This is a genomic window from Herbidospora solisilvae, assembly GCF_009901565.1.
GTDB classification, from domain to species: Bacteria; Actinomycetota; Actinomycetes; order Streptosporangiales; family Streptosporangiaceae; genus Herbidospora; species Herbidospora solisilvae.
In genome coordinates this window covers 1-13,050 of sequence record NZ_WXEW01000006.1, presented here as the reverse complement: position 1 = coordinate 13,050, position 13,050 = coordinate 1, and the positions used below count along the sequence as shown (strand labels likewise).

Genomic DNA, 13,050 nt, shown 5'->3' with positions numbered 1-13,050 from the left:
GTCACGATACTCCTGCTGCTTTACCCGTAATTCCTATATGTTTAGTATGAAATCATGACCGAACCCCCCACTCGGCAGGAGAGCCGGACCCAGTTCAACGAGGACTGGGCCGCCACCCTCATCGGGCTCGTCCTGCTCGTGCTCGTCATCATCGGCGTCATACCGCCGGGGCTGATCCCATGACCCAGACCCAGGCGTCCGTGCGAACCAACGTCGTCCTCGGCGTCGTCGTCGTGCTGGTGCTCGGCGCGGCCACCCGGTTCCTGGAGAAGAACGTCCCCGTCTGGTTCGAGGGCGACGTCGCCAAGGCCGTCGAATATCCCGTCTACGCCATCGTCCTCGGGCTCATCGGCAACGCGGTCCTCACCGCCACCGGGTGGCGGGAGCGGCTGGAGGGCGGCTTCCGGACCGAGTTCTTCATCAAGACCGGGCTCGTGCTGCTCGGGGCGTCCATCAACCTCAAGGTGATCGTCACCGCCGCCGGGCCCGCCATCATCCAGGGCATCCTGCTCATCTCCAGCGTTTTCCTCTTCACCTGGTGGCTGGCGGGGCGGCTCGGGCTCGACGACAAGCTGCGCGCGTTGTTGTCGGCCGCGGTGTCGATCTGCGGGGTGAGCGCGGCCATCGCGGCGGCGGGGGCCGTACAGGCACGGAAGGAGCAGCTCGCCTACACGGCCAGCCTGGTGATCGCGTTCGCGCTGCCGTCGATCTTCCTGGTGCCGTGGCTGGCCTCGGTGTTCGGGCTGACCGACGAGGTCGCGGGGGCCTGGATCGGCGGCAACATCGACACCACCGCCGCCGTGACCGCGGCCGGCGCGCTGGTCGGCGAGGACGCCCTCGCGGTCGCCTCGATCGTCAAGGTCACCCAGAACGCGCTGATCGGGGTCGTGGTGATCGCGCTGACCGCGTGGTTCGCCTTCCGGGTCGAGCGGGCCCCGGGCGCCAGGGCGCCGGGAATCGGGGAGTTCTGGACCCGGTTCCCGAAGTTCGTGCTCGGGTTCGTGGCCGCCTCGGTGATCGCCACCTGGTATCTCGGCACGGTCTCCGGCGCCGAGGGCAAGGAGGTCATCGCGGTCGCCAACGACCTGCGGGTGTGGTTCCTGATCCTGGCCTTCGTCAGCATCGGCCTGGAGTTCAAGGTCAGCTCGCTCCGCGAGGCCGGCTGGCGGCCGGTCGCCGTGTTCGCCTCGGCCGCGGTGCTCAACCTGGTGCTCGCGCTCGGGCTGGCGCTGCTGCTCTTCAGCGGCTTCACCGTGTGATGTAGGTCACAACCGGTTGGAACGTGCCTGAGGGTGACGCCCCTTGTTCGGGGCGTCACCCTGCCGGTAGCTTCACACCCCGACGTCGCGGCGGCGGAAGCCCCACAGGCCCGCCGCCGTCAGGGCCACGGCCACCAGGGCGAGCACGACCAGCGGAAGCGCGGTCACCTCGCCGCCGGGGAGGCGGGGCGTGTGGGTGAACGGCGACAGGTCGAGTACGGCCTCGCTGAGCTGGAGCAGTGCGCCGATCTGTCCCAGCAGCAGGCAGATCGCCAGGATCCCCCACGCCACCGCCGACAACCGGGGCAGCAGGCCGAACAGGGCGACCGTCAGGCCCGTCAGGGTGGCCGCCGCCGGAGCCTGCGCCAGCGCCGCGCCGATCAGCCTCGGGACCTGGCCCATGTCGCCGACGTCCGCGCCGAAGCTGAGTCCGAGACCCACGCCGATCATGAACAGCGCCACGACCGGGCCGATCACCGCGAAGACGACGTGACCGAGCGCCCACGGCACCCGCGCGGTCGCGGTCGCCAGCACCGGTTCGGCCCGCATCGCGCTCTCCTCGGCGCGCATCCGCGACGCCGCCTGGATCCCGTACGCGGCGGCGGCGATGGCCGCGATGCCGAACAGGGTGGCGATGAACGTGTCGGTGAGCGAGGCCCCGCCGCCCAGGCGGGCGAACAGCTCGGCCAGCTCCGCGTTATCGCGGAACGCCTCGGCCGCGCCCGAGGTGGCGCCGCCGAAGGCCAGTCCGAAGACCAGGAAGCCGGTGCTCCAGCCGATCAGCAGCCCTCGCTGCAGCCGCCACGCCAGGGCGAACGGGCCGGTCAGCGAGGTCGAACCGGCCGGGCCGAGCCGCGTCGGCAGGAGGCCGCCGCCCACGTCGCGGCGGACCGACAACCATCCGGCCGCCACGGCAAGCACGGCCGTCAGGCCGAGTGAGGCCAGCAGGGGCCGCCAGTCGTCGCCCGCGAACGCCTTGGTGTACTGGCTCCACGCCAGCGGCGAGGCCCACGACAGATCCGAGCCGGTCGCGTCGCCGGCCGCCCTGACCAGGTAGGCCACGCCGAGCGCGGCCAGCGCCAGCCCGCGTGCCGGTCCGGCGTTCTCGGTGAGCTGCGCGGCCACCGCGCCGACGGCGGCGAACACGATCCCGGCCGACGCCACCGACATGCCCAGCAGCAGCGAACCGCCCGAGAAGCCCAGGAAGGCCGCCGTCAGCAGGCCGATCACCAGGTCGGCGCAGGCCGCCACGATCAGCGCGGCGGCGAGCGGGGCGTGCCGTCCGACGACGGTCGCGGCGACCAGTTCGCGCCGCCCGGCGTCCTCCTCGGCGCGGGTGTGCCGGATCACCACCAGCACGTTGATCAGCGCGACGATCAGCAGGGTCAGCCCGGCCCGCTGGGTGGCCAGGGCCTCGACGCTGTGGCCGTAGACCGGGCCCAGCATCGCCTCGATCGACGGGATGCCCGCCGTGGTGCGCGCGTAGAGCAGGCGCGACTCCTCGGTGGGGGTGAGCTCGGCGAAGCTGGCCGCGTACACGGCCGGGAGGGCGGCCAGAATCAGCACCCACAGGGGGAGGAGCACCCGGTCGCGCCGCAGGATCAGGCGGATCAGGTGCCGGACGCCGGTCATCGTGCCGCCCCCTGGTAGTGACGCATGAAGAGCTCTTCGAGAGTGGGCGGCTGGGAGGTGAGGCTGCGGATCCCCGCCGTCGTGAGGTGCTTGAGCGTCTCGTCGAGCCGGTCGGTGTCGACCTCGAAGCGCACGCGGGTGCCGTCGACGACCAGGTCGTGCACGCCGGGGATCGACGTGAGGGGGGTGGCCAGGTCGGCGCTGATCGACGTGCGGGTCAGGTGGCGCAGGTCGGTCAGGGTGCCGCTCTCGACGGTCTGGCCGTTCCTGATGATGCTCACCCGGTCGCAGAGCTGCTCGACCTCGGCCAGGATGTGGCTCGACAGCAGGACCGTGCGGCCCGACGTCTTCTCCTCGGCGACGCACTCCCGGAAGACCTCCTCCATCAGGGGGTCCAGGCCCGAGGTGGGCTCGTCGAGGATGAGCAGCTCCACGTCCGAGGCGAGCGCCGCGACCAGGGCGACCTTCTGCCGGTTGCCCTTGGAGTAGGCGCGGCCCTTCTTGCGCGGGTCGAGGTCGAAGCGCTCCAGCAGTTCGGCGCGGCGCTTGGGGTTCAGCCCGCCGCGCAGCCGGCCGAGCAGGTCGATGACCTCCCCGCCCGACAGGTTCGGCCACAGGGTGACGTCCCCGGGCACGTAGGCGAGGCGGCGGTGGAGCGCGGTGGCGTCCTTCCACGGGTCGCCGCCCAGCAGGCGGGCCGACCCGGAGTCGGCGCGCAGCAGCCCGAGGAGGACACGGATCGTGGTCGACTTCCCCGATCCGTTCGGGCCCAGAAAACCGTGCACCTCCCCGGTCCTGACCGTGAGGTCGAGTCCGTTGAGCGCGTGCGTCCGGCCGAAGGTTTTGTGGAGGCCGGACACCAGGATGGCGTTTTCCATGGTTCGGACCGTACGCTCATTTCACAAACTTGTGAAATCTATGACCCGTATGAAACGCGTATATATTTTGGCGGGGAGGGTGGATGCGAGACGAGGAACAGGTGCGGATGGCCACCGAGCGGATGGCCATGGTGTTCACGAGCTGGGGTTTCCCGCGCATGGCCGCACGGGTGCTGATGACGGTGATGACCGCCGACGAAGACGCGCTCACGGCCGGCCAGATCGGTGAGCGCCTGGCGGTGAGCCCGGCGGCGGTGTCGGGCGCGGTGCGTTACCTGATGCAGGTGGCGATGCTGGAGAAGGAGCCGCAACTCGGCTCCCGCAGCGACGTCTACCGGCTGCCGGACAACCCCTGGTACGAGGCGACGGCCCTGAAGAACGACCTCTTCATCACGCTGGCCAACATGGCCGAGGAGGTCGCGCTGGCGCTGGGTGAGGACACCCCGGCCGCCCGCCGGGTCCAGACGATGAACGAATACTTCAAGTTCATCCACGAGGCCCTGCCGAAACTGATCGACCTCTGGCGGGAGTACAAGGTGGAACACGGCCTTGACTGACCCTGTGACTGACAGGGTGGACTGACACCTTTTGACATAGACCGCCTCGGGGTTCCGGGGCGGTTTCGTCATGTTTCACCGGATAACGGGATGGGCCTTGTGACGGGGGGATCGGCGGGCTACGATCCCCACAACTCTTAGGAAACTTTACTAAAAGAAGCTCCCACTCACAGCGTCAAGTCACCGGACGCATCCACAGCCTGTCCTCCCACCCCCCTCACCCGAGGTTGTGACATGCAACGTAGGTATGTCTGGCGAACGCTGACGGCGGTCTTCTCGCTCGCGCTCGCCTTCGTCGTGATCCCCTTCGCCGCGAGCCCGGCCAGCGCCGCCGCGACCGCGACCTTCACCAAGACCTCCTCGTGGGGGTCGGCGTTCGAGGGCAAGTACGTCATCACCAACAGCGGCCCCACCGTGGTCAACGGCTGGTCGCTCGCCTTCGACCTGCCCGCCGGCGGCGCGGTCAGCTCCCAGTGGGACGCCACCCTCACCCGCAACGGCCAGCGCTTCACCTTCGGAAACGTCGGCTGGAACGGCACCATCCCGGTCGGCGGCTCGGTGAGCTTCGGCTTCATCGCCAGCCCCGGCGGCGCGACCCCGGCCAACTGCACCATCAACGGCGTGTCCTGCGGCGGCGGCACCAACCCCTCGCCCTCCCCGTCACCCTCACCGTCGCCGCAGCCGGGCGTGCCCGGCAAGCCGGGCACCCCGTCGGTCACCGGCACCACCGGTTCGTCGATCTCGCTGAGCTGGGGCGCCTCGTCGGGCACCGTCACCGGCTACCGCGTGTACGAGGGCGCCACCCAGCGCGCGCAGGTCACCGGCACCAGCGCCACCGTCTCGGGACTGGCGGCGTGCACCGCGAAGACGTACACGGTCAAGGCCTACAACGCGCAGGGTGAGTCGGTCGCCAGCGACGCCGTGAGCGGCTCCACCACCGGCTGCCCGATCGGGCCGCTGCCCAAGCACTTCCTGACCGGCTACTGGCACAACTTCGTCAACCCCGCCACCGAGCTGAAGCTCTCGGCGGTGCCGAACGAGTACGACCTGATCGCCGTCGCGTTCGCCGAGGCCACCAGCACCCCCGGCCAGGTCACCTTCGCCCTCGACCCGGGTCTGGCCACCGCCGTCGGCGGCTACACCGAGGCCCAGTTCAAGGCCGACATCCAGGCCCTGAAGGCGCGCGGCAAGAAGGTCATCATCTCGGTCGGCGGCGAGACCGGCCGCGTGCAGGTCGCCAGCAGCGCCGCCGCGGCCCAGTTCGCCGACTCGGTCTACTCGGTGATGCAGAACTACGGCTTCGACGGCGTCGACATCGACCTGGAGAACGGCCTCAACGCCCAGTGGATGGGCGAGGCGCTGCGCCAGCTCCGCAGCCGCGTCGGCTCGTCGCTGATCATCACGATGGCGCCGCAGACGATCGACATGCAGTCGACCGGCATGGAGTACTTCAAGCTGGCCCTGGCCATCAAGGACATCCTGACGGTCGTCCACATGCAGTACTACAACTCCGGCTCGATGCTCGGCTGCGACCAGGCCTTCGCCTACGGCCAGGGCTCGATCAACTTCCTGACCGCCCTCGCCTGCATCCAGCTCGAGAACGGCCTGCGCGACGACCAGGTCGCCCTCGGCCTCCCGGCCGGTCCCGGCGCGGCCGGCGGCGGCGTGGTCGCCCCGTCGATGGTCAACCAGGCCCTCACGTGCCTGGCGACCCGGACCAACTGCGGCAGCTTCGTGCCGCCGCGCGCCTACCCGGGCATCCGGGGCGCGATGACCTGGTCGATCAACTGGGACGCCAGCAACAACTGGAACTTCTCCCGCACCGTCCGCCCCCACCTGAACACCCTGCCGTAGATGAAGATCCGCAGCCTCATAGCAGCCGCGGCCCTCGTGCTGGGCGGCGCCTTCGTGGCGTCGCCCGCCCAGGCCGCCAACATCGCCACCAACCCCGGCTTCGAGTCGGGCCTGACCGGCTGGACCTGCTCCTCGGGCGCCCAGGCCGTCACCACCCCCGTCCGTTCGGGCTCCGGGGCCCTGGCCGCCACCCCGGCGGGCAGCGACTTCGCCCGGTGCTCCCAGACCGTGACCGTCCAGCCGAACACCGCCTACACGCTCTCGGCGTGGGTGCGCGGCCCCTACGTCTTCCTCGGCGCGATCGGGTTCTCCGAGACCTGGGCCGCGCCCGGGGCGACCTGGGCCCAGCTCACCCGGACCTTCACCACCGGCGCCTCCCAGACCTCCGTGACGATCTACCTGAACGGCTGGTACGGCCAGGGCACCTACTACGCCGACGACGTCGTGCTCGACGGTCCCGGCGGCAACCCGCCGGGACCGCAGCCCCCGGCGGCGCCGGTCCTGTCGCTCAGCCAGACCACCACCGACGTGAACCTGTCGTGGCCCGCCGTCTCCGGCGCCACGGGATACCGCGTCTACCGCGGTGGTGCGCTCATCTCCTCACCGACCGGCACGACATACACCGACCGGCCCGCCGCCGGGACCTACGGCTACCAGGTCAGCGCGGTCAACGCCGCCGGTGAGTCGGCGAAGTCGAACACGGTCACCGCCGTCGTCGGCAGCGTGCCGCCGCCGCCCACGGGCCTGCCCAAGCGGGTCATGGTCGGCTACCTGCACGCCTCGTTCGCCAACGGCTCCGGCTACACGCGGATGGCCGACGTGCCGAACGAGTGGGACGTCATCAACCTGTCGTTCGGCGAGCCGACCTCGGTCACCTCGGGCGACATCCGCTTCACCCAGTGCCCGGTCGCCGAGTGCCCCAACGTGGAGACCGAGGCGCAGTTCATCGCCGCCATCCGAGCCAAGCAGCAGGCCGGCAAGAAGGTGCTGATCTCGATCGGCGGCCAGAACGGCCAGGTGCAGCTCACGACCACGGCCGCGCGCGACAAGTTCGTCCAGTCGGTCGGCGCCATCATCGACAAGTACGGCCTCGACGGTCTCGACATCGACTTCGAGGGCCACAGCCTGTCGCTGAACGCCGGTGACACCGACTTCCGCAACCCGACCACCCCCGTGATCGTCAACCTGATCGCGGCGCTGCGCTCGCTGAAGGCCCGTTACGGGAGCCGTTTCATCCTGACCATGGCTCCGGAGACGTTCTTCGTCCAGCTCGGCTACCAGTTCTACGGCTCGGGCCAGTGGGGCGGCGCCGACCCGCGCGCGGCCGCCTACCTCCCGGTCATCCACGCGATGCGGAACGACCTGACCCTGCTCCACGTGCAGGACTACAACTCCGGGCCGATCATGGGCCTGGACAACCAGTACCACACGATGGGCGGCCACGACTTCCACGTCGCGATGACCGACATGCTGCTCGCCGGGTTCCCGATCCAGGGCAACACGAACAACGTCTTCCCCGCGCTGCGGCAAGACCAGGTCGCCATCGGCCTGCCGTCCTCACCGCAGGCCGGCAACGGCTTCACCACCGTGGCCGAGGTGCAGAAGGCGTTCGACTGCCTGGCCAAGGGCGTCAACTGCGGCCCCTACCGGCCGCGCGGCGTCTACCCGAACCTCCGGGGTCTGATGACCTGGTCGATCAACTGGGACCGGTTCAACAACTTCGAGTTCTCCCGCAGCCACCGCTCCTACCTCAACGCGCTCGGATAGGACCTGTTCCGATGAAACGCTTACGCGTGCTCCTCGCGGCCTCCATCGCCTTCGCGGGTGTCCTCGTCGCCACCCCCGCCCACGCCGCCCCCGCCACCGCCGTCTTCACCAAGACCTCCGAATGGGGGTCCGGCTTCGAGGGCAAGTACGTCATCACCAACGGCACCACCTCGACCATCAACGGCTGGTCGGTCGCCTTCGACCTGCCCTCGGGCGGCAACGTCAGCTCCCAGTGGGACGCAGTGCTCTCCCGCAGCGGCCAGCGCTTCACCCTCAGCAACGTCGGCTGGAACGGCTCCATCCCGCCCGGCGGCACCGCCAGCTTCGGCTTCATCGCCTCACCCGGCTCGGCCGCGCCCGCCAACTGCACCCTGAACGGCGCGCCCTGCGCCGGCGGCCCGACCAACCCGCCCGGCACCCCGGGCACCCCCGGCACCCCGACGGTGACCGGTACGACCGGCTCGTCGATCTCGCTCTCGTGGGGCGCGTCCTCGGGCACGGTCGTGGGCTATCGCGTGTACGAGGGCTCGACCCAGCGCGCGCAGGTCACCGGCACCTCGGCGACCATCTCCGGGATCGCGGCGTGCACCTCCAAGACCTATGTCGTGAGGGCGTACAACAACGTGGGTGAATCGTCCTCGTCCGGCTCGGTCACCGGCTCCACGACGGGCTGCCCGACCGGCGGCCCGCGCATGCCCGGCGCGCCCTACCTCTACATGGGCTGGGGCGACCCGCCCGCGCCCGCCTCGGTGATGGCGGCGACCGGGGTGAAGTCGTTCACCATGGCCTTCATCCTGTCGTCCGGCGGCTGCAACCCGGCCTGGGACGGCAACCGCCCGCTCAACAACGCGGCCGACATCAACGCCATCAACGCGATCAAGGCGGCCGGCGGGTCGATCCAGGTCTCGTTCGGCGGCTGGTCGGGCAACAAGCTCGGGCCGAACTGCTCGACGCCGCAGGCCTACGCGCAGGCCGTCCAGACGGTGATCAACGCCACCGGGCCGGCCGTGGTCGACTTCGACATCGAGAACACCGACGAGTTCGAGAACTACACCGTCCAGGACCGCATCCTGAACGGCCTCAAGATCGTCAAGCAGAACAACCCGAACATCAAGATCGCGGTCACCTTCGGGACGTCCACGAGCGGCCCGACCTCCCACGGCGTGCGCCTGATCAACCAGGCGAGGGCCCTGGCGGTGCCGATCGACAACTTCACGATCATGACGTTCGACTTCGGCAGCTCGAACATCCAGCAGGACACGATCAACGCGTCCGAGGGCCTGAAGAACGTGCTGAAATCGGCGTACGGCTACACCGACGCACAGGCCTACGCGAAGATGGGCATCTCGGGCATGGTCGGCCTCTCCGACCAGCTGGAGACCACCACCCCCGCGGCCTGGACGGCGATCCGCGACTACGCCGTCCAGCGCGGCCTGACCCGCTTCGCGACCTGGTCGGTCAACCGCGACCGCCCCTGCCCGGGTGGCGGCGTGGTGTCGAACTGCTCCGGCATCAGTCAGTCGAACTGGGACTTCACCAGAATCACCGCGGGCTTCTGAGCCGCCTCGGAGGCTGAAGGCGGTGCCGTACCCATGCCGGGACGCCGGGGTGCGGCACCGCCTTCTTCATGTCATCTCTCATGTCGTCACGGGGCGAGGCGGGAGCGGGGGCCGGCGCCGGACGCGGCGTGGGCCGGGAGCGGCGGGCGGGGCCGGGGTGGGCGGAGCCGTAACGGAAGCCGGATCTGGCCCGGAGTGCGGCGCGGGACGAGACGACGGCGGGATCGCCAGTCTGTCGCGGGGCCCTCCTATGTCACGGGGAATGGCTAAGGTTGGCGCGTCATGGACTACGCAATCCCCACGGGAATCCTTCTCGTCACCGGTGTCGTGCTCGCGGTCCTCGCCCAGCGGAGGGGGTGGCAACCCTCACTCCTGGCGATCCTCGGCGTCGGCGTCGTGGTCCGGGTGCTGATCATGGCATTCTCCGCCGCCGACTCGTGGCAGCCGATCGACTTCGTGAACAGCTTCCGCCCGGCCGGTGAGGCGATCCTCGAAGGGCGCAACCCGGTCAACAGCGGATGGCACTTCCTGCCCGCGATCCCCTATGTCTACGGGTCGCTGATGTGGCTGGGCATCCCGTGGGAGATCGCCGGACGGCTCGTCACCGTCGTCGCCGACCTGGCGCTGATCCCGCTCGTCGGCAGGCTGGCGGGCGGCGGGCAGCAGCGGCTCCGCGCCTTCCAGTACGCCTGCAACCCCCTCGCGGTCCTGGTCGCGTCGGTCCACGGGCAGGTCGAACCGGTTTCGCTGGTCTTCGCCGTGGCCGCCTACGTGGTGGCGCGGGGGCCGGGGGAGTTCCGGGGGAGCGAGCCGCTGCTCGACCGGCCCGACCGGATGGTGCGCAGCCTCCTCACGCGCGACGCCGCAGGGGTGACCCGCCGCGCCGTCTACGCCGGTCTGCTCATGGGGCTGGCGCTGTGCGCCAAGAGCTGGCCCGTGATCCTGGTGCCGGGCATGTTGATGTTCCTGCCGGGGGTGCGGGCGCGGATCGTGTCGGGGCTGGCGGTGGCCGTGCCGCCGATCCTCGTGCTGCTGACCATGCCGCTCGGCGGCTGGGTGCGCTGGGACCAGCTCGTCGACGTGCTCAAGGAGATCAGCCTGCGGCCGAGCGACGTGCGGCCGATCACCGGCGACTGGGGCTGGACCGCCGTGATCAACGGCGGCAACTGGGACCTCACGCCGTGGAAGCTCGTCGTCGGCCAGTACATGATCTACGCCGTGGCCGCGTTCTGCCTGTGGTGGTGGCGCAAGGCCGACCCGATCGACGTGTCGATCGCGATCCTGCTGGGCTTCATGGTCGTGACGCCGCGCCTGGGCGCGCAGTATCTGCTCTGGTTCATGCCGTTCCTGGTCGCCCGCCCCACCAAGTGGGCCTGGCCGGCGATCATCGGCAGCTCGTTGTGGGCCGCGACCGGCTATCTGGTGCTGACCCAGTTCCGCGGCCAGGACTGGGGCGCCCTGCACGCGCCGTGGGCGATCAGCTCGATCGTCCTGTTCCCGCTGCTCATCGCCGCGATGCCGTGGGCCCGCCGGTCATTCGACGATCAGGCGGACCAGGTGCCCGTGACTCTTGAACCCGGGCGGGTCGCCGTCGAGCACCCCCGTGACGCAGTCGAAGACCCGGGGCTCGCTCTGCCGGACGAAGAAGACCGGCTCGGCGACGGCCGTGAGAAGTCCGACAGCGGCGCGGTGCAGCGCGACACCTGACAGCTCCTCTTCGAGCGTCAGCGTCAGCTCGTACACCCCGTCGTCGAGGAGCCGGTCACGCACGATCCGCCACCGGTCGCCGCACGCCTTCCTCAGGTGCGGCAGCAGGTGGACCTCCGGCTCCTCGGTCACCCAGCCGTCGCGGCGCATCGACGCCAGGAGGGTCTGGACCTGCGGATCCATCGCCGTGCCGTCGGCGATCCCGGTCTGCCGCTCATCGATGTCCCATCTGCGCACGCCGTGACCCTATGCCGGGGTACGCCCCTGCGGAGGCGCTTCTCCCGAAACCAGCGCTCGGGCGAACCGGGCAGCAGGATCGCTGTCGATGACCAGCGCCCGCACCAGCAGCGAGAGCGGAATCGCCAGCAGCGCCCCCAGCGGCCCGATCACGAAGGCCCACACGATCAGCGACACCATCGTCATCGTGGTCGACAACCCGACGGCGTCGCCGAGGAACTTCGGCTGCACGAACGACTGCACCACCACGTTGATCACGATGTAGGCGAGGATCACCAGCAACATCGTCGAGAACCCCCCGTCCAGCAGCGCGAGCAGCGCCGGCGGCAGCAGCCCGAGGATGAAGCCGATGTTCGGCACATAGTTCGTGATCAGCGCGAGGATGCCCCAGAGCAGTGGCAGCGGCACGCTGAGGACGATCAGCGCGATCACGTCGAGCACCGCGCAGATGATCCCGAACACGGTGGAGACCAGCAGATAGCGCCGGATCCGCGACGCGAAGGTGGTCAGCGCCCCGTGCAGCTCGGGCCGCTCGACCTTGGCGACCCGCAGGATCCGGGTGAACGCCGGCGCGTCGAGGTTCATCGTCAGCGACAACACCACGATCAGGAACAGCGCCGACCCGGCCCCCAGCGCCCCCGCGAGCAACCCCTGCGCGACCGGCAGCAACCGGCTGGGATCAAAGGAGTCGATCGCCTTGTCGATCTGGTCGGCCCCCAACCCGATCCCGGCCGCGAAGGCCCGCGCCTCCGCCGCCAGCGCGGCGAACTTGTCGGTGTACGTGGGCGCGATCGTCGCCAGCTGCGTCGCCGCCACCGCGACGATCGCCAGCATCCCGGCGAGCACCAGCAGCACGACGAGAAAGGGAACCGCCACCTGAAGCCAGGTCGGCGCGCCCTTCCTCTCCAGCAGACCCCGGATGGGCGCCACCGCCACGACGAGCACCAGCGCCAGCATCACCGGACCGGCAATCGAACCCACGGCCTGGATTCCGGCCAGTGTCACGACCGCCGCCGCCGCGGTCAGCAGGACGACCAGTGCGCGCGGCAGCTCGATCATGAGCGGTTCCTACCCCGCTGACCGGCGGAGATCCACTGTTGGCGATCAACTGACCGAGCCATGACCTCGTGGCCGTGCGGAAGCACTCCGGTGAGCTGTTAATCTTTAACTCGTCGACCTGGTTCGGCAAACTCCACTCAACAAGATCCGGAAATCCGGTCGATTTGACATCGCCTGGAACCTGGCTAAGTTGGAGGGGTTGCTCTTCAGCAGGAACCGCAAGAAAGTGCCGAGTTTGACACTAGCGGGAAACGCTGAAAAGATAAAGGCACAACAGCAAGACAAAAGAAAAAACAAAAGCAAGTCCGTTTCTTGAGAACTCAACAGTGTGCTAAAAGCCAGTGCATGATGCACAACCCCGTCATTTGATGACGGATTCCTTTGGTTGACATTCATGTGAATGTTGGCCAGGAGAAATTCTGCAGACATTGTTTGGAGAGTTTGATCCTGGCTCAGGACGAACGCTGGCGGCGTGCTTAACACATGCAAGTCGAGCGGAAAGGCCCTTCGGGGTACTCGAGCGGCGAACGGGTGAGTAACA

The 13,050-nt window shown here is 69.3% G+C and carries 10 protein-coding genes and 1 rRNA gene; 8 read left to right on the top strand and 3 right to left on the bottom strand.

Features of this window, described 5'->3' with window-relative positions; translation table 11 throughout:
- Nucleotides 1–54 precede the first annotated feature (54 nt).
- Together GT755_RS40650 and GT755_RS20065 are read left to right on the top strand one after the other, a co-directional pair.
- Nucleotides 55–183, top strand: coding sequence for a hypothetical protein (locus GT755_RS40650; protein ID WP_268903404.1), 129 nt, complete (start codon nt 55–57; stop codon nt 181–183).
- The gene (locus tag GT755_RS20065; protein ID WP_161481236.1) at nt 180–1,259 is read left to right on the top strand and encodes a YeiH family protein; all 1,080 of its coding nucleotides are present in this window, start codon (nt 180–182) and stop codon (nt 1,257–1,259) included. The genes GT755_RS40650 and GT755_RS20065 overlap by 4 nt, the downstream gene beginning before the upstream one ends.
- A gap of 72 nt (nt 1,260–1,331) precedes the next feature.
- On the opposite strand, the gene GT755_RS20060 is transcribed toward GT755_RS20065, so the two are convergent.
- The gene (locus GT755_RS20060; RefSeq protein WP_161481235.1) at nt 1,332–2,891 is read right to left on the bottom strand and encodes an ABC transporter permease; all 1,560 of its coding nucleotides are present in this window, start codon (nt 2,889–2,891) and stop codon (nt 1,332–1,334) included.
- The gene (locus GT755_RS20055; RefSeq protein ID WP_161481234.1) at nt 2,888–3,769 is read right to left on the bottom strand and encodes an ABC transporter ATP-binding protein; all 882 of its coding nucleotides are present in this window, start codon (nt 3,767–3,769) and stop codon (nt 2,888–2,890) included. Before GT755_RS20055 ends, GT755_RS20060 begins: the two co-directional genes overlap by 4 nt.
- An 83-nt stretch (nt 3,770–3,852) precedes the next feature.
- Between GT755_RS20055 and GT755_RS20050 the strand changes: the two genes are divergently transcribed.
- The 5 genes from GT755_RS20050 (at nt 3,853) to GT755_RS20030 (ending at nt 11,213) form a co-directional block, all read left to right on the top strand.
- On the top strand, nt 3,853–4,326 hold the full coding sequence (locus GT755_RS20050) for a GbsR/MarR family transcriptional regulator (RefSeq protein WP_161481233.1): 474 nt from the start codon (nt 3,853–3,855) through the stop codon (nt 4,324–4,326).
- A 234-nt stretch (nt 4,327–4,560) separates the two neighbouring features.
- Entirely contained in the window at nt 4,561–6,180 is a 1,620-nt protein-coding gene (locus GT755_RS20045) for a chitinase (RefSeq protein WP_161481232.1), read from the top strand.
- A complete protein-coding gene (locus tag GT755_RS20040) occupies nt 6,181–7,947 on the top strand; it encodes a chitinase (protein WP_161481231.1) in 1,767 nt (588 codons plus the stop codon).
- Between the two features lie 11 nt (nt 7,948–7,958).
- Nucleotides 7,959–9,506: a cellulose binding domain-containing protein gene (locus GT755_RS20035; RefSeq protein WP_161481230.1), complete on the top strand. Its 1,548-nt coding sequence runs from the start codon at nt 7,959–7,961 to the stop codon at nt 9,504–9,506.
- Nucleotides 9,507–9,788: 282 nt separating this feature from the next.
- On the top strand, nt 9,789–11,213 hold the full coding sequence (locus GT755_RS20030) for a hypothetical protein (RefSeq protein WP_202610312.1): 1,425 nt from the start codon (nt 9,789–9,791) through the stop codon (nt 11,211–11,213).
- A 246-nt stretch (nt 11,214–11,459) separates the two neighbouring features.
- On the opposite strand, the gene GT755_RS20020 is transcribed toward GT755_RS20030, so the two are convergent.
- A complete protein-coding gene (locus GT755_RS20020; protein WP_161481228.1) occupies nt 11,460–12,509 on the bottom strand; it encodes an AI-2E family transporter in 1,050 nt (349 codons plus the stop codon).
- 429 nt (nt 12,510–12,938) lie between these two features.
- On the opposite strand from GT755_RS20020, the gene GT755_RS20015 reads away from it, so the two are divergent.
- Nucleotides 12,939–13,050, top strand: a 16S ribosomal RNA gene (locus tag GT755_RS20015); the annotation flags it as partial.